Origin of the sequence: Halomonas rhizosphaerae (assembly GCF_030010555.1) — a bacterium.
GTDB classification, from domain to species: Bacteria; Pseudomonadota; Gammaproteobacteria; order Pseudomonadales; family Halomonadaceae; genus Halomonas; species Halomonas rhizosphaerae.
Genome location: NZ_JASCQP010000011.1, coordinates 24,636 through 40,963 on the forward strand (window position 1 = coordinate 24,636; position 16,328 = coordinate 40,963).

The window sequence follows — 16,328 nt, forward strand, 5'->3', positions numbered from 1 at the left end:
GGCCATCGTTCCATCGCAGACTCGGATGAGCCCCATGCTGGAAACCAACCCGATTCACCACCTCATCAAGGACCTGTCTGAGCGGACAGACGTCCTGAGGGGGTATCTTTGACTATGCCGAAAAGAAGGATCGGCTAGAGGAAGTCACCCGCGAGCTCGAGGATCCGGACGTCTGGAGCGACCCGGACAATGCCCAGAAGCTCGGCAAGGAGCGGGCGACGCTGGAGGCGATCGTGGCCACCATCGACGAGCTCGGCCAGGGGCTTGGCGACAGCCGTGACCTGCTCGAACTCGCCGAGATGGAGGAGGACGAGGGCACCGTCGCCGAGGTCCAGAAGGAGCTCGAGGGGCTGCAGGCCAGCCTCGAGAAGCTCGAGTTCCGGCGCATGTTCTCCGGCGAGATGGACGAGAACAACGCCTATCTCGACATCCAGGCCGGTTCCGGCGGTACCGAGGCCCAGGACTGGGCCAACATGCTGCTGCGCATGTACCTGCGCTGGGCCGAGCACCACGGCTTCAAGGCCGAGATCATCGAGGTCTCCGCCGGCGAGGTGGCAGGCATCAAATCGGCCACCGTGCACATCCAGGGGGAGTACGCCTTCGGCTGGCTGCGCACCGAGACCGGCGTGCATCGCCTGGTGCGGAAGAGTCCCTTCGATTCCGGCGGCCGTCGGCATACCTCGTTCGCCTCGGTGTTCCTGTCGCCGGAGGTGGATGACAGCTTCGAGGTCGAGATCAATCCCTCGGACCTGCGCACCGATACCTACCGTTCCAGCGGCGCCGGTGGGCAGCACGTCAACACCACCGACTCGGCCGTGCGCATCACCCACGAGCCCACCGGCATCGTGGTGGCCTGCCAGAGCCAGCGCAGCCAGCACGCCAACCGCGACTTCGCCATGAAGCAGCTCAAGGCGAAGCTGTGGGAACACGAGATGCAGAAGCGCAATGCGGCCAAGCAGGAGGCCGAGGACTCCAAGGCCGATATCGGCTGGGGCAGCCAGATCCGCTCCTATGTGCTGGATGACCAGCGCATCAAGGACCTGCGTACCGGCGTGCAGTCGAGCAGCTGCGACAAGGTGCTGGACGGTGACCTGGACCAGTTTATCGTCGCCAGCCTCAAGCAGGGCCTCTAGCCCTGCCGCTCATGGCGGGGCGAAGGGCCCCGCCTTGGCGGTGTCCTTCCCTCGCCGCCGTTTTCCGCCCCAGCCCAACTTGATGACAGGTAGCCCTATGGCCAACGAGAGCCCCTCACCGGATAGCCCGCAGAACGACGAGAACCGTCTGATCGCCGAGCGGCGTGCCAAGCTGGCGGCGCGCCGCGAGCGTGCCGCCGAGACCGGCGAGAGCGCCTTCCCCAACGACTTTCGCCGCGACAGCCTGGCGGCCGAACTGAGCGGCGAGCTCGGCGACCGGGAGAAGGCGGACCTGGAGGCCCTGGACCGCCGTGCCGCGGTGTCCGGGCGGGTCATGCGCAAGCGCGGGCCCTTCATCGTCATCCAGGACCCGTCCGGTACGATCCAGCTCTACGTCGACAAGAAGGGGCTGCCGGGCGAGGTGCTGGAGGATGTCAAGGGCTGGGACATCGGCGATATCGTGGCGGCCCGCGGTCCGGTGCACAAGTCGGGGAAGGGCGACCTCTACGTGATGATGGTGGAGGCCAGGCTGCTCACCAAGAGCCTGCGCCCGCTGCCCGACAAGTTCCACGGTCTCACCGACATGGAGGCGCGCTACCGCCAGCGCTACGTCGACCTGATCATGAACCCCGATTCGCGCAGGGTGTTCGAGACCCGCGCCGGGGTGATCAGCGCCATGCGACGCTTCTTCGAGGATCGCGGCTTCATGGAGGTCGAGACGCCCATGCTGCAGCAGATTCCCGGCGGCGCCACGGCACGTCCCTTCGTCACCCACCACAATGCGCTGGATATCGACATGTACCTGCGCATCGCGCCGGAGCTCTACCTCAAGCGCCTGGTGGTGGGCGGCTTCGAGCGGGTCTTCGAGATCAACCGCAACTTCCGCAACGAGGGGCTCTCTACCCGCCACAACCCCGAATTCACCATGATCGAGTTCTACCAGGCCCATGCGGACCACAACGACCTGATGGACCTCACCGAGGAGATGCTGCGCAGCGTGACCCGCAAGGTGCTGGGCACCACCACGGTGGTGAATACCGTGCGCAACGGCGAGGGCGAGGTGCTGGAGACCTTCGAGTATGACTTCGGCCAGCCGCTGCGGCGCATCACGGTGTTCGATGCCATCCTCGAGTTCAACCCGGAGATCCATGCCGAGGCCCTGGCCGACGAGGCCGCCGCGCGCCAGATCGCCGAGCGCCTGGACATCGACGTCAAGGACGGCTGGGGACTGGGCAAGGTACAGATCGAGATCTTCGAGAAGACCGTGGAGCATCGTCTCCAGCAGCCCACCTTCATCACCGAGTACCCCACCGAGGTGAGCCCGCTGGCGCGGCGCAAGGATGCCAACCCCTTCGTCACCGAGCGTTTCGAGTTCTTCGTCGGCGGCCGCGAGATTGCCAACGGTTTCTCGGAGCTCAACGACGCCGAGGATCAGGCCGAGCGGTTCCGCGCCCAGGCCGCGGAGAAGGAGGCCGGCGACCTGGAGGCGATGTACTACGACGCCGACTACGTGCGGGCGCTGGAGGTCGGCCTGCCGCCCACCGCCGGCGAGGGCATCGGCATCGACCGGCTGGTGATGCTGTTCACCGACAGCGCCTCCATCCGCGACGTACTGCTGTTTCCGGCGATGCGCCCCGAGGTGGAGTGATCGGGAGTCGGAAGTGTTGGTAAGGGGCGGCCCGAGCACCCATAATGATCGTCGTTTCGACGTCGAGGAGACCGTGATGAAACTGCTCAACCGTTCCGCCCTGAGCGTCAGGCCGACCCGGCATTTCGTGGAATGGATCAATGCGCTCGAACCCACGATGGAGGGCGACGACCTGACCCTGGCCGACGTCGAACGCGAAAGTACCGTCTACCTGATCCCGGAGATGGACGCGCCCGAGGCTCTGGAGGCCTTCGTCCGCGAGCGCTACCTCGAGATCCTGGAGACCGAGCTGCGCGCCTGGGAAGAGGACGAGCGTCAGTGGCCGGAAGCCCTGGACTGGGCGCTCTTCCAGCGCTTCCTGCAGATCGAGCACAGCTACCTGGCCATCGACCTCGACGACGAGGCCGCGCTGGAGATCTCCGAGGTGGATGATGCCCTCCTCCTGGAGACGGACCAGGACTGACCCTCCTGTCCGACAGCGAACATGGGAAACCGGCTTCGGCCGGTTTCCGCGTTATGGACCCCGCAGTGATGGAAGCAGGATGAGCCGACTCTTCGCGACCCGCCCCGGCGACGACGGCCTGCCGGGCCCCGAGCGGCGCCTGGCGGTACTGGCGCTGATCCTCGGTACCCTGATGGCGGTGGTGGACACCACCATGGTCAACATCGCGCTGCCCTCCATGGCGGCCGACCTCGGGGTGTCCGCCTCCCGGGTAGTCTGGGTCACCAACCTCTTCCAGGTCGTCTGTGCCGCCTTCCTGCTGGTCTTCGCCGCCCTCAGCGAACTGGTCAGCCGCCGGCGGCTCTATGCCGCCGGGGTGGCGCTGTTCACCCTGGCGGCCCTGGGCAGCGCCCTGGCGCCGAACCTGGAGACCCTGCTGTTGTTCCGTGCCCTTCAGGGCCTCGGGGCCGCGGCGACCCTCTCCATCGGCCCGTCGCTCTACCGCTCGATCTTCCCCTCGCGGCTGCTCGGCAGCGCCCTGGGGCTCTCCGCCCTGGTGGTGGCCGGTGGCTACGCCGCGGGACCGACCATAGGCGGGCTGGTGCTCTCCGTGGCCAACTGGCCCTGGCTGTTCGCCCTGCACGTGCCCCTGGGACTCTGCGCGTCCTGGCTGGCCTGGCGGGCCTTGCCCCGGGAGGCGGGGCGGCGCGACGGCTTCGACTGGCGCGGGGCGCTCTGTTCGGTGGCCATGCTGGCCGGGCTCTTCCTCGGCCTGGATGGCCTCGGCCACGGGGCGCCGGCCTGGCAGGTACTCGGCTGGCTGGCACTGAGCCTGCTCAGTGGTGGGTTCTTCCTGCATCGCCAGCGTCGGGCCCGCCACCCGCTGCTGCCGCTCTCGCTGTTTGCCGAGCGACGCTTCACGTTGGCGGTCTCGGCCTCGGGGCTTGCCTTCGTCGGCCAGGGCCTGGCCTTCGTGGCGCTCTCCTTCCTCTATCAGCAGGAGATGGGCTTCACGCCACTGGAGACCGCCTGGATGTTCACGCCCTGGCCGCTGGCGATCATGCTGGTGGGCCCCCTGGCCGGGCAACTGGCGGACCGGGTCAACCCCAGCCTGCTCTCCAGCGGTGGCCTGGTGCTGCTGCTCCTGGGGCTTGCTGCCCTGGCCGGGCTCGATGCCGAGGCCGGCGTGGTGGACAGCCTGTGGCGCACGGCGCTCTGCGGTCTTGGCTTCGGGCTCTTCCAGCCGCCCAACAACCGCGAGATGATGGCCAGCGTGCCTCGCGAGCGCAGTGCCAGCGCCTCCGGCGTGATGAGCACGACCCGCACGGTGGGCCAATCGCTGGGGGTGGCCCTGGTGGGCGCCTTCCTGGCGGCCGGTGCGCCGGTGCAGGCGACCCTCTGGGTCGGGGCGGGGGCCTGTGTGCTGTCGCTCGCGGCCAGCCTGGGGCGGGTGTCGCTGGCCGGGCGGGCCCAGCGCGAGGCGCGGCGTGCCGAGCCGCTGCGGGCGTCGTCTGACCCGGACTGAAGGCGTACAATGGCCCCATCATTCACCCAGCATCGGAACCCCGACATGAGCATCCAGGCCACCATCGAAGACAAGCTCAGGGCCCTCGAGCCCGCCTTCCTGGCGGTGGAGAACGAGAGCCATCGGCATAACGTGCCGCCGAACTCCGAGACCCACTTCAAGGTCACCCTGGTCGCCTCCCGCTTCGAGGGGCTGATGCCGGTCAAGCGACACCAGCAGGTCTATGCGCTGCTCGCCGACGAACTCGCCGGCCCCGTCCACGCCCTGGCCCTGCATCTCTTCACCCCCGGGGAGTGGGAGGCCAGCGGCCGCTCCCGCCCCGACTCCCCCGACTGCCGGGGCGGCGGCAAGTCGTGACCCCGGAGCCGCAGCGCCTGCAGTACCTGGAGGCCATGGGCCTGACGGCCTGGGTCTCCCGCTATCGCCTGCCCAATGCCCTGCCCACGCCGCCCTGCGAGTGGGAGAGTGCCGCGCCGGTGGCCGAGGAGCGCCGCGCCCCCGGGGAGCGGCTGCATGCGCTGCTCGACGAGGCCGCGGAGGCCCAGGTCGCCACCCCGCGACCGGCCCCTGCCGAGCCGGAGCCTCGCCACCGCCCCCCGGCCGGCAAGGCCCGGGCGCTGCTCGGTGACCTGGTGCCCGCCGACGAACAGGAGGCGACGCCCGAGACGCAGGCCCCGGCCCCCGTGCGCCATGGCGAGGCGCTGCGCTTCACCCTGCAGGTCGCCTGCCTGGATGGCCGCTGGCTGGTGCTGCTGCCCCGGGAGGCGCCGCCCGGCAGCGTGGAGCTGCGCCTGCTGCGCCACCTGCTGCAGGCCGCTGGCGTGGTGCCCGAGCAGATGCCGGCCTTCGAGGCCTTCCGCTGGCCCCAGGTGGAGGGATTGCCGGTGGAGGCGCCGCTGGAAGAGGCCCGGGAGGGTCTCCAGGCCTTCCTGGCCGGTCGGCAGCGGCGAGGCTGGGTACCGGAACGGCTGCTGGTGTTCGGCGAGGACGAGACCCTCGCGGAGATCCTGACCCTCGCCGACGACCACTGCCCGCTGCTGGCGCTGCCGGCCTGGCAGGGGCCTGCGCTTGGCGAGCTGGCCGGTAGTGCCGAGGCCAAGCGTGCCCTCTGGCCGCGGCTGGCCGGGTGGCGCGACGCCTGGCAGGCGAGTCGTGAGCCCGGCTGAGGTGGTGCGTCGCCTGGTGCCGGCCGACCTGGCGACGCTGTCGGCGCTGGAGCTGGCCGCCAGCTCCGCCCCCTGGAGCCCGGATCAGCTGCAGGCGGCACTGGACGACTCCGACACCCGGGTGTTCGGCATCGAGCGTGAGGCGTGCCTGATCGGCCATGCGGTGGTGGTGCGGCTGCCCTTCGATGCGGAGCTTCAGGCGATCCTGGTGGCCAGGGAGGCGCGTGGCCAGGGGGCGGCGGGACGCCTGCTGGCGGCGGTGATCGAACAGGCGCAAGGCTGGCGCAGCGAGCGCCTGCTGCTGGAGGTCAGGGCGGGCAACGCCGCGGCCCTGGCGCTGTATCGGGGGGCGGGGTTCGGCGAGGATGGCCGGCGCCGTGGCTACTACCCGGCAGGCGCTGCCGGCCAGCGGGAGGATGCGCTGCTGATGTCGCTCCCGCTGGCCTGAGGCCGCCTCAGTTGCTGGCGGTCGTCTCGACCTCGTCGAACTTGCCCAGCAGGGCGGAGAGGCGGCGCTCCCACTCCTCGCGTTCCTGCTTCAGACGGGCGTTTTCCTCGCGCAGCTCCTCGGCTTCCATCCTCATCAACTCCAGGGCCTCGACGGCGCTGGTGACCTTCTGTTCGAGCTGGTTGAAGAGTTCGATACTCATCCTGTTCTCCTGACGACATCCTGCTGGTGGGGCGTGCCCGATGGGGGTCCTTCAGCGCGCAGCGTAACGCCGCGCTCGGGGCTCAGCAAGCGTCGCCGTGGGGCGACCCCGCGCCAGCCGGATGCCGGCGGTAGAGCCGCCCGGTGCTGTCGCCCGCACGCACCTCGCGGTGCAGTTGCCAGCTGGCGGGGACCTCGGGGGCGTGCGCCGACTCGGTTTCCACGTAGATCAGCGCCTCCTCGGTGAGCCAGCCGGCCTCCAGGGCGCGGCAGCAGGCCCCGGCGAGCCCCTGGCGGAAGGGCGGGTCGAGAAATACCAGGGAGAAAGGGGTGGGGTCGTCGGCGAGGAAGGCCAGGGCATCGGCGGTGATCAGGCATCCGCGCTCGGCGGCCCCCAGGGTCGCAAGGTTGTCGGCCAGCTGGCGCGCCACCCGGGCGTCGCCCTCGACGAACACCGCCTGCCGGGCGCCCCGCGAGAGGGCTTCCAGGCCGAGTGCCCCGGTGCCGGCGAAGAGGTCGAGGACCCGTGCCCCGGGCGTGACGGCGGTGAGCCAGTTGAACAGCGTCTCGCGCACCCGGTCCGGGGTGGGGCGGAGCCCCGGGTGGTCGAGCACCGGCAGCTGACGGCGCCGGTACTCGCCGCCGATCAGGCGCAGTCGGCCGGGGCGCTTGGCCTGGGCGGCAGCCGGCCGGCGGGGCTTGCGGGAGGGGGGGCGGCGTCGTGTCATGGGGGCGGATTGTAACCGCCGGCTTGTCCACAGTCATGGTGCGCGATGGTAGGATGAGACGATTCGTTCATCCGTGAGGCGTGATCCCCCCATGTTCGGTATTTTCAAGCGCAAGAAGAAGCAGGAAGGGCAGCAGACGACACCGGAACAGGAGGCCGAACGCCGGTCGGACGAGCAAGCGGCAGACGACGCCACCGAGCCCGCGCCGCAGGCGGAGGCCAGCGACGAGGACCACGAGGTTACCTCCGGCCGCCAGCCGGCGGAGACGAACGAGCCGGCCCGGGACGCGGCCGCCGAATCCGCCCCGACGCCAGGGGAGGCGGCCAGCGCTCCCGCCTCGACGGTGGAGGCCGGGCCGGCCGTCGAGACTGCGCCCGAACCCGAACCCGAACCCGAACCCGAACCCGAGCCGGCTCGGCCCAGGGCGGCCCTGCAGGAGAAGCCGAGCGCCGAGAAGACGGGCTGGTTCGCGCGCATCCGCGCCGGGCTTGGCAAGACGCGGGCCAACCTCACCGACGGCCTGGCCGACCTCTTCATGGGCCGCAAGCAGATCGACGACGACCTCATGGAGGAGCTCGAGACCCAGCTGCTGATGGCGGACGTGGGCATCGAGGCCACCACCGAGATCATCGACCGGCTCACCGACCGGGTCTCGCGCAAGGAGCTCAAGGAGCCACAGGCGCTCTACCGGGCCCTGCAGGAGGAGCTCGCGGCGATGCTCGAGCCGGTCACCCGGTCGTTGGCGCTGCCGCCCAAGGGTGAAGGCCCCTTCGTGATCCTGGTGGTGGGGGTCAATGGCGTGGGCAAGACCACCACCATCGGCAAGCTGACCCAGCGCTTCCAGCGCGAGGGGCGCAGCGTGATGCTGGCCGCCGGCGACACCTTCCGGGCGGCGGCGGTGGAGCAGTTGAAGGTCTGGGGCGAGCGCAACGACGTGCCGGTGATCGCCCAGCACACCGGGGCCGACAGCGCCTCGGTGATCTTCGATGCCGTGTCGGCCGCCAAGGCGCGGGGCGTCGACGTGCTGATCGCCGACACCGCCGGCCGCCTGCACAACAAGGCCCACCTGATGGAGGAGCTCAAGAAGGTTCGCCGGGTGATGGGCAAGGTCGACGCCAGTGCCCCCCATGAAGTGATGCTGGTGCTCGATGCCGGGACCGGCCAGAACGCCCTCGCCCAGGCCTCGACCTTCAACGAGGCGGTGCCGGTCACCGGCATTACCCTGACCAAGCTCGACGGTACCGCCAAGGGCGGTATCATCTTCGCCCTGGCCCGCCAGCTCGGCACACCGATCCGCTTCATCGGCGTCGGCGAGTCGCTGGATGACCTGCGCCCCTTCGTGGCGAGCGAATTCGTCGATGCCCTGTTCGACCGCGAGCCGGTGTCGCCCGGGTCATGATCGCCTTCGAGCACGTCGGCAAGCGCTACGGAGGGCGCTTCGAGGCGCTCGCCAATATCGACTTCCGGGTGCATCGTGGCGAGATGGTCTTCCTCACCGGCCACTCCGGCGCGGGCAAGAGCTCGCTGCTGCGCCTGATCATGCGCCTGGAGCGACCCAGTCGCGGCAAGGTGCGGGTGGCGGGCCATGACATCGACCGCCTGCACCACAGCCAGATTCCCTTCTATCGCCGCCAGATCGGCGTGGTCTTCCAGGACCACCAGCTGCTCTTCGATCGCTCGATCTATCACAACGTGGCCCTGCCGCTGGAGATCCAGGGGGTCGAGCATCGCGAGGCGGCGCGTCGGGTGCGGGCGGCGCTGGACAAGGTGGGGCTGCTGCACCGCGAGGCCGCGCTGCCCATCGAGCTCTCCGGCGGCGAGCAGCAGCGGGTCGGCATCGCCCGGGCGGTGGTCAACAAGCCGGCGCTGCTGCTCGCCGACGAGCCCACCGGCAACCTCGACCCCCAGCTCTCCGCCGACATCATGGCACTGTTCGAGGACTTCAACCGCATCGGGACCACGGTGATGGTCGCCAGCCATGACCTGGCATTGATCGCCCGGCTGCGACATCGCACCCTGCGGCTCCACGAGGGGCGTCTGGTCGCCGACGAGGAGGTCGCATGAGCCGCGAACCCGCCCCCTCGCCCCGCGGCGCACGCACGCACCGGCCGTCAGGCGGCGTCCGCTGGCGGGCCTGGGCGCGTCACCACCGCGCCATGGCCGTCGACAGTGCCCGCCGCCTGCTGCGCCGGCCACTGGGCAGCTTGCTGACCATGCTGGCCATTGCCATCGCCCTGGTGCTGCCGGCAGGGCTCTGGCTGACCCTGGACAGCGCCCGCCTGCTCGACGCCGAGCTTGAGGAGAGTGCGACCCTCACCGCCTATCTGGAGGCCGGGGTCGGGGAGGGCGAGGCCGGGCGCATCGAGGAGGCCCTGGCCGCCCAGGCGGGGGTGGCCGGCACGCGGTTGATCACCGCCGCCGAGGGGATGGCCGAGTTCGAGCAGGCGCTGGGGCTGCGCGATGCCCTGGCGAGGATCGAGGGCAATCCCCTGCCGGCGAGCGTGGTGGTGCGCCCCGGGGACCCCGACCCCGAGGCGGTGCGCGAGCTCGCCGAGACCCTCGAGGCCGTGGTTGGGGTCGAGGAGGTGCGCCTGGACCTCGCCTGGCTCGAGCGCCTGCGCCACCTCGCCGAGCTGGGTCAGCGGGTCACCCTGGCCCTGGGCGTGCTGTTCGGGCTGGGCGTGCTGCTGGTGGTGGGCAACACCATCCGGCTCGCCGTGGAGAATCGCCGCCAGGAGATCGAGGTGGTGACCCTGATCGGCGCCACCCATGCCTTCGTGCGTCGCCCCTTCCTCTACAGCGGGGCCTGGTTCGGGCTGGGCGGCGGCCTGCTGGCCTGGGGCCTGCTGACGCTGGGCAGCGACTGGCTCTCGGCGCCGGTCTCGGCCCTGGCGGCGAGCTACGGGGCCAGCTTCCACCTGCCGCGGCTGGGCCCCGAGGGGTCTACAATACTGCTTGCCTGTAGTACACTACTTGGCTGGCTGGGTGCCTGGATCGCCGTGAATCGGCACCTGGCGGAGATCCGGCCTCGCTGAGGCGAGTGCCGGTCGAATCCACGGGATATCGGGCATCAGCCGGAACTTTCGTCGGTCTTCACCGTCATATGCGGCAACCATGCACAGCCTTATGGGTTTCGAAGGAGACAACCTGCACATGAGCACCAGTCTTCTGCCGGTGGGTCAACTCTCCCCGGGTCATGACCTGAACGGTTACATCCAGGCGGTCAACGGCATCCCCATGCTGACCGTCGACGAAGAGCGCGAACTGGCCTTCCGCCTGCACGACGAGGGCGACCTCGAGGCGGCGCGGCGCCTGGTGCTCTCGCATCTGCGCTTCGTCGTTTATATCGCGCGCAGCTATTCTGGCTACGGCCTGCCCCAGGCCGACCTCATCCAGGAAGGCAATGTCGGCCTGATGAAGGCCGTCAAGCGCTTCGACCCCAACCAAGGCGTGCGGCTGGTCTCCTTCGCCGTGCACTGGATCAAGGCCGAAATCCACGAGTTCGTGCTGCGCAACTGGCGCATCGTCAAGATCGCCACCACCAAGGCCCAGCGCAAGCTGTTCTTCAACCTGCGGGGCGCCAAGAAACGCCTGGCCTGGCTGAACAGCGACGAGGTCGAGGCCATCGCCAAGGACCTCGACGTCAAGCCCGAGGTGGTGCGCGAGATGGAAGGGCGACTGTCGGCCCACGACGCGGGCTTCGATGCCGCGCCAGGGGAAGACGACGAGTCCGCCTACCAGGCGCCGGTGCACTTCCTCGATGATGCCAGCGCCGACCCGGCCACCCAGCTCGAGGACAGCGACTGGGAGCAGGATGCCACGCACCGTCTGCAGCAGGCCCTGGAGGCCCTCGACGAGCGCTCCCGGGACATCCTGCAGCGTCGCTGGCTGGGGGATGACAAGGCCACCCTGCACGAGCTGGCCGACGTCTACGGCGTCTCCGCCGAGCGTATCCGCCAGCTCGAGAAGAACGCCATGAAGAAGATCCGCCTGCAGATTGGTGACGCCCTGGCGGCATGACCTCCGCGGTGCCCGCATCCGCATGACGACGCCCCGACCAACGGTCGGGGCGTCGTGCGTTATGCCGCACGTTGCCGTCAGGCCGTCTGAGGGGTGTCGCGCAGCAGCTGGGCCGAGAGGAGCGCCCACTGGTCGTCCCAGTGCTCGGTAGGACGGTGGCGAAAGTCACTGCGCACGTAGCGCGAGATCTGCCCCTCGAGCTGGGCCAGCAGCAGGTTGGCGGCCGCCGAGACCGGCAGCGAGGGGCGCCGCCCCTCGCGCAGCTCTGCCTCGCGCAGCACCTGCTTGAGCTGGGTCTCGAGGCGCTCGAAGAGCTGGTGGATGCGAAGGCGCAATCGTGCCGTCTCCCCGGTCAGGGCGTCGCCGCCCAGCAGGCGGGAGAGGCCCGGGTTCTTCTCGGCGAAGGCCAGCACCAGGGTGAGGATCTGGCCGCAGCGTGGCACCGCCTCCGGCACCTCCTCGAGGATGCGGCCGATGCGCTCGAAGAGGGACTCCTCGATGAACGCGATCAGCCCCTCGAACATGCGCGCCTTGCTGGGGAAGTGGCGATAGAGTGCGGCCTCCGAGACGCCGACCTGGCGGGCCAGGGCGGCCACGGTGATGCGCTTGCCGCTGTCCTCCTCCAGCATCAGCGCCAGGCCCTGCAGTATCTGCTCACGGCGACTGGGGGTTCGTGTTTCCTGCGTCATGTCGTTATGTTCTTGTCGGTCGGGTGAATCGGGCCGGAGGGCTCAGCCGGCGTTCGGGTCCTGGGGGATGTCGGTGATCAGGGTGCCCACCCCGGCGTTGGTGAAGATCTCCAGCAGGGTGGCATGGGGCACCCTGCCGTCGATGATATGGGCGCTCCTCACGCCGCCCTTCACGGCGTCCAGGGCGCAGCGGATCTTCGGCAGCATGCCACCATGGATGGTGCCGTCGGCAATCAGGGCATCCACCTGGCCGGTGGTCAGCCCGGTGAGCACCTCGCCCTCGGCGTTCATCAGGCCGGCCACGTTGGTCAGCAGCATCAGCTTCTCGGCATCCAGGGCCTCGGCCACCTTGCCGGCCACCAGGTCGGCATTGATGTTGTAGCTGCGGCCCTTCGCATCCACGCCGATGGGGGCAATCACCGGGATGAAGTCGCGGGCGGCGAGCATCTCGATGAGGTCGGTGGAGATGTGCTCCACCTCGCCCACGTGGCCGATATCGATGATTTCCGGCGCGGTCATCTCCGGGCTCTGGTGCTCCACCTTGAGCTGGCGCGCGCGGATCTGCGCGCCGTCCTTGCCGGTCAGGCCGATGGCCTTGCCGCCGCACTGGTTGATCAGGTTGACGATGCCCTTGTTGACCAGCCCGCCCAGCACCATCTCCACCACGTCCATGGTCTCGGCATCGGTCACCCGCATGCCGTTGACGAACCGTGACTCGATACTGAGCTTCTCCAGCAGCTCGCCGATCTGCGGTCCCCCGCCATGCACCACCACCGGATTGATGCCGACCTCCTTCATCAGCACCATGTCGCGGGCGAAGGAGTCGATCAGGGTGTCCTCGGTCATGGCGTTGCCGCCGTACTTCACCACCACGGTCTTGCCGGAGAAGCGCTGGATGTAGGGCAGTGCCTCGGAGAGCACCTCCACCACCAGGCGCGGGTCGCGGGTCTGTTCGGTCATCGGTCGGGTTACCTCTCCTGTCTATGCGGCGAACCGCCCCTCAGAGGGGCAGCTCGAGCTCGGGTGACACCTGGGCGAGGGCGTCGGCGAAGCGGCCGCGGATGCGTGCGAGGGCGGCGTCGTCCTTGCCCTCGAAGCGCAGCACCAGCACCGGCGTGGTGTTGGAGGCGCGGCACAGGCCCCAGCCGTCCGGGTAGTCGACGCGGATGCCGTCCAGGGTCGTCTTGATGCCCTCCTCGCCGAAGTCGCCTTCACGAGCCAGACGGTCCACCAGCGCGAACTTGGTCTCGTCGGTGACCGTGATGTTGATCTCCGGAGTGCCGACGTCCTGGGGGTAGCGGGAAAAGAAGGTATCGGCATCATCGCCCTGCTTCGACAGGATCTCCAGCAGGCGGGCGGCGGCGTAGAGCCCGTCGTCGAAGCCGTACCAGCGCTCCTGGAAGAAGATGTGGCCGCTCATCTCGCCGGCCAGCAGGGCGCCGGTCTCCTTCATGCGTGCCTTGATCAGCGAGTGACCGGTGCGCCACATCTCCGGTGTGCCACCGGCTTCCTCGATCACCCGGGTCAGGTTGCCGGTGCACTTGACGTCGAAGATCACGCGGGCGTCGCGATTGCGCGACAGCATGTCCTCGGCGAAGGCCATCAGCAGGTGGTCGGGGTAGATCAGCTTGCCGCTCGGCGTGATCACGCCGAGGCGGTCGCCGTCGCCGTCGAAGGCCAGGCCGATGTCCGCGCCGGTCTCCTGCACGGTGCGAATCAGGTCCTGGAGGTTCTCGGGCTTTCCGGGGTCCGGGTGGTGGTTGGGGAAGGTGCCGTCGATCTCGGCGAACAGCGGTATGGTCTCGGCGCCAAGGCGCTCCACCAGCGCCGGGCCGAGTTCGCCGGCCACGCCGTTGCCGCAGTCGACCACCGCCTTGATCGGGCGGGCGAGGGTGACGTCGCCGAGGATGCGCGTGAGGTAGGCGTCGCGCACATCCTCCTGGCGCGCGCTGCCCCGGCCTTCGCTGAGCTCGCCGCTCGCCAGGCGGGTGTGCAGTGCGGTGATGGCATCGCCGGAGAGCGTCTCGCCGCCCAGCACGATCTTGAAGCCGTTGTAGTCCGGCGGGTTATGGCTGCCGGTGACCATCACGCCCGAGGCCGTGCCGTCGAGCACGTGGGTGGCGAAGTAGAGCACCGGGGTGGGGACCATGCCGATGTCGACGACGTCGCAACCCGAGGACAGCAGGCCGCGGGTCAGGGCCGCCAGCAGGCGGGGGCCGGAGAGGCGGCCGTCACGGGCCACCACCACGGTGGACTCGCCGCGGGACCGGGCCTCGCTGCCGATGGCGCGACCGATCTGCTCGACACCGGCCTCGGTCAGGGTGTCGTCGACGATGCCGCGGATGTCGTAGGCGCGGAAGATGGAGGCGGGGACTGCCTGGCTCGCTGCTTGGGTCATGGGGTCCGTCCTTATGTGGCGTATCGAGTGGTGTGCTGCCGTCCCTGGGCGTCAGTGACGACCGGAGCTGCCGAAGCCGCCGGTGCCCCGGCGGCTGGTATCGAAGGCCTCGACGACCTGCAGGTCGGCATGCACCACGGGAACAAGCACATACTGTGCCAGCCTCTCGAAGGGCTCGATGGTGAAGGGCGCGTCGCCACGGTTCCATGTGGAGATCATCAGCTCGCCCTGGTAGTCGGAATCGATCAGCCCCACCAGGTTGCCAAGCACGATGCCATGCTTGTGGCCCAGCCCCGAGCGGGGCAGGATCATCCCGGCGAGGGCCGGGTCGGCGATGTGGATGGCAAGCCCCGTGCGCACCAGCTCGCACTGACCGGGCGCCAGGGTCAGGGGGGCGTCGAGCAGGGCGCGCAGGTCCATGCCGGCGGCGCCTTGGGTGGCGTAGTGAGGCAGATGATCACGCACGCGCTCGTCGAGTAGCTTGACGGCGAGGCGCGGGCGGTCGGGGAAGGAGGGCATCGGGGATCCTCGGGTGTTCGGTGTCAGGAGGCGTGGCGGGGCGGCAGGCAGGCCAGGGCGCGGCGCACCACCGCCAGGGCGAGCAGCGCCTTGGGCTGGGGGGCGAGGCTCTCGCTGCCTTCACTGTCGCCTTCCCGCCACAGCAGCAGGGCGGCGTTGTCGTCGCTGCCGAAGCCGAGCCCGGCCCGGGAGACGTCGTTGGCGACGATCATGTCGAGCCCCTTGCGGGTCAGCTTGTCACGGGCGTAGGCCTCCAGGTCGCGGGTCTCGGCGGCGAATCCCACCACCAGAGGGCGCTGCGCCTGGGGCAGGGCGGCCACGGAGGCGATGATGTCGGGGTTCTTCACCAGGCGCAGGGTGAGGCCCTCCTCGCCCTCGACCTTCTTGATCTTGTGCTCGGCGGCCGCCTCGGCCCGGTAGTCGGCCACGGCGGCGCAGCCGATGAAGATATCACTGTCGGCGGCCAGCCGCTGGGCGGCCTCGTGCATCTCCCGGGCCGTTTCCACGTCGGTGCGCTCGACGCCGTCCGGTGTCGGCAGGACGACCGGGCCACTGATCAGCCGCACCCGGGCGCCCAGCGAGGCGGCGGCGGCGGCCAGGGCGAAGCCCATCTTGCCGGAGCTGTGGTTGGAGAGGTAGCGCACCGGATCGAGCGGTTCCCGGGTCGGGCCGGCGGTGATGGTGACGGTCAGGCCGTCGGCCTCCCGTGGCGCCTTCGGCTCGGCCGACGTATCGTGCGATGCCCCGGGGGGCGCGGCATCGGGCGCCATAGAGAGCGCGGCATCGGGCGCCATGGAGAGCAGCGCCGCCAGGATCGACTCGGGCTCCAGCATGCGCCCCGGTCCCACGTCGCCGCAGGCCTGGTCGCCGCTGTCCGGCCCCAGCAGTTGCCAGCCGTCCTCGGCCAGCTGGCGCGCGTTGCGCTGGGTGGCCGGGTGGCGCCACATGGCCTGGTTCATGGCCGGGGCCATCACCGTCTCGGCCTCGCTCGCCAGGCACAGGGTGGTGAGCAGGTCGTCCGCCAGGCCCTGGGCGAGGCGCGCCATCAGGTCGGCGGTGGCCGGGGCGATCAGGATGGTGTCGGCCCAGCGGGCGAGCTCGATATGCCCCATGCCGGCCTCGGCCTCGGGGTCGAGCAGCGAGGTGCGGACGGCTTCTCCCGTCAGGGCTTGCAGCGTCAACGGGGTGATGAAGGCCTGGGCGCCCTCGGTCATCACCACCCGCACTTCGCAGCCGGCCTGGGTGAGCAGGCGGGCGAGCTGGGCACTCTTGTAGGCGGCGATGCCGGCGCTGATGCCGAGCAGCACGCGTCGGTGGGGGAGTGTCGACATGGCGGTATCCGAGCGTGAATCCGGTCGCCTACCTTACCACCGGTGCCCGACCTTGCGTAGCCGCCGCGCCGTCTACACTG

18 protein-coding genes are annotated in these 16,328 nt (G+C 69.7%); 11 read left to right on the forward strand and 7 right to left on the reverse strand.

The genetic code is table 11. The features are described 5' to 3' along the window. Positions 1-34 precede the first annotated feature (34 nt). The 7 genes from prfB (at position 35) to QLQ83_RS03270 (ending at position 6,362) form a co-directional block, all read left to right on the forward strand. A protein-coding gene (gene prfB / locus QLQ83_RS03240; protein WP_411971111.1) for a peptide chain release factor 2 occupies positions 35-1,133 on the forward strand; the annotation gives its coding sequence in 2 pieces (ribosomal slippage) (positions 35-109 and positions 111-1,133; 1,098 coding nt in all). Between the two features lie 97 nt (positions 1,134-1,230). After that, positions 1,231-2,781 carry a lysine--tRNA ligase gene (gene lysS / locus QLQ83_RS03245; protein ID WP_282734127.1) on the forward strand — a complete coding sequence of 517 codons (1,551 nt, stop codon included), beginning with the start codon at positions 1,231-1,233 and terminating at the stop codon, positions 2,779-2,781. Positions 2,782-2,857: 76 nt separating this feature from the next. Further along, positions 2,858-3,244: a hypothetical protein gene (locus tag QLQ83_RS03250; RefSeq protein ID WP_282734128.1), complete on the forward strand. Its 387-nt coding sequence runs from the start codon at positions 2,858-2,860 to the stop codon at positions 3,242-3,244. A gap of 79 nt (positions 3,245-3,323) precedes the next feature. Continuing rightward, positions 3,324-4,748, forward strand: a complete 1,425-nt coding sequence (locus QLQ83_RS03255; RefSeq protein WP_282734129.1) for an MFS transporter — start codon at positions 3,324-3,326, stop codon at positions 4,746-4,748. 45 nt (positions 4,749-4,793) lie between these two features. After that, entirely contained in the window at positions 4,794-5,105 is a 312-nt protein-coding gene (locus tag QLQ83_RS03260; protein ID WP_282734130.1) for a BolA family protein, read from the forward strand. Then, entirely contained in the window at positions 5,102-5,914 is an 813-nt protein-coding gene (locus QLQ83_RS03265) for a hypothetical protein (RefSeq protein WP_282734131.1), read from the forward strand. Before QLQ83_RS03260 ends, QLQ83_RS03265 begins: the two co-directional genes overlap by 4 nt. After that, the gene (locus QLQ83_RS03270; protein ID WP_282734132.1) at positions 5,901-6,362 is read left to right on the forward strand and encodes a GNAT family N-acetyltransferase; all 462 of its coding nucleotides are present in this window, start codon (positions 5,901-5,903) and stop codon (positions 6,360-6,362) included. Before QLQ83_RS03265 ends, QLQ83_RS03270 begins: the two co-directional genes overlap by 14 nt. Before the next feature lie 7 nt (positions 6,363-6,369). On the opposite strand, the gene QLQ83_RS03275 is transcribed toward QLQ83_RS03270, so the two are convergent. Beyond that, entirely contained in the window at positions 6,370-6,564 is a 195-nt protein-coding gene (locus QLQ83_RS03275; RefSeq protein ID WP_282734133.1) for a cell division protein ZapB, read from the reverse strand. Positions 6,565-6,646: 82 nt separating this feature from the next. Then, positions 6,647-7,291, reverse strand: a complete 645-nt coding sequence (rsmD, locus tag QLQ83_RS03280; protein WP_282734134.1) for a 16S rRNA (guanine(966)-N(2))-methyltransferase RsmD — start codon at positions 7,289-7,291, stop codon at positions 6,647-6,649. 91 nt (positions 7,292-7,382) lie between these two features. Here rsmD and ftsY point away from each other — a divergent pair, with 91 nt between their 5' ends. The 4 genes from ftsY to rpoH all read left to right on the forward strand — a co-directional run bounded on the left by ftsY (position 7,383) and on the right by rpoH (position 11,311). Continuing rightward, positions 7,383-8,690, forward strand: a complete 1,308-nt coding sequence (gene ftsY / locus QLQ83_RS03285) for a signal recognition particle-docking protein FtsY (protein ID WP_282734135.1) — start codon at positions 7,383-7,385, stop codon at positions 8,688-8,690. Further along, positions 8,687-9,355 (forward strand): cell division ATP-binding protein FtsE, encoded by a 669-nt coding sequence (gene ftsE / locus QLQ83_RS03290; protein ID WP_282734136.1) that lies wholly within the window; start codon positions 8,687-8,689, stop codon positions 9,353-9,355. Before ftsY ends, ftsE begins: the two co-directional genes overlap by 4 nt. Next, entirely contained in the window at positions 9,352-10,326 is a 975-nt protein-coding gene (gene ftsX, locus QLQ83_RS03295; protein ID WP_282734137.1) for a permease-like cell division protein FtsX, read from the forward strand. Before ftsE ends, ftsX begins: the two co-directional genes overlap by 4 nt. Before the next feature lie 118 nt (positions 10,327-10,444). Continuing rightward, positions 10,445-11,311: an RNA polymerase sigma factor RpoH gene (gene rpoH / locus QLQ83_RS03300; RefSeq protein ID WP_282734138.1), complete on the forward strand. Its 867-nt coding sequence runs from the start codon at positions 10,445-10,447 to the stop codon at positions 11,309-11,311. Between the two features lie 77 nt (positions 11,312-11,388). Here rpoH and slmA read toward each other — a convergent pair whose 3' ends face one another. From slmA to coaBC, 5 genes are read right to left on the reverse strand one after another with little or no spacing between them, the layout of a single operon-like run. Further along, a complete protein-coding gene (gene slmA / locus QLQ83_RS03305; RefSeq protein ID WP_282734139.1) occupies positions 11,389-12,000 on the reverse strand; it encodes a nucleoid occlusion factor SlmA in 612 nt (203 codons plus the stop codon). A 42-nt stretch (positions 12,001-12,042) separates the two neighbouring features. Beyond that, positions 12,043-12,960 carry an acetylglutamate kinase gene (argB, locus tag QLQ83_RS03310; RefSeq protein WP_282734140.1) on the reverse strand — a complete coding sequence of 306 codons (918 nt, stop codon included), beginning with the start codon at positions 12,958-12,960 and terminating at the stop codon, positions 12,043-12,045. 40 nt (positions 12,961-13,000) lie between these two features. After that, positions 13,001-14,398 (reverse strand): phosphomannomutase/phosphoglucomutase, encoded by a 1,398-nt coding sequence (locus tag QLQ83_RS03315; protein ID WP_282734141.1) that lies wholly within the window; start codon positions 14,396-14,398, stop codon positions 13,001-13,003. 51 nt (positions 14,399-14,449) lie between these two features. Further along, positions 14,450-14,917, reverse strand: a complete 468-nt coding sequence (dut, locus tag QLQ83_RS03320; RefSeq protein ID WP_282734142.1) for a dUTP diphosphatase — start codon at positions 14,915-14,917, stop codon at positions 14,450-14,452. A 23-nt stretch (positions 14,918-14,940) separates the two neighbouring features. Further along, a complete protein-coding gene (gene coaBC, locus QLQ83_RS03325) occupies positions 14,941-16,248 on the reverse strand; it encodes a bifunctional phosphopantothenoylcysteine decarboxylase/phosphopantothenate--cysteine ligase CoaBC (RefSeq protein ID WP_282734143.1) in 1,308 nt (435 codons plus the stop codon). Positions 16,249-16,328: the final 80 nt, after the last annotated feature.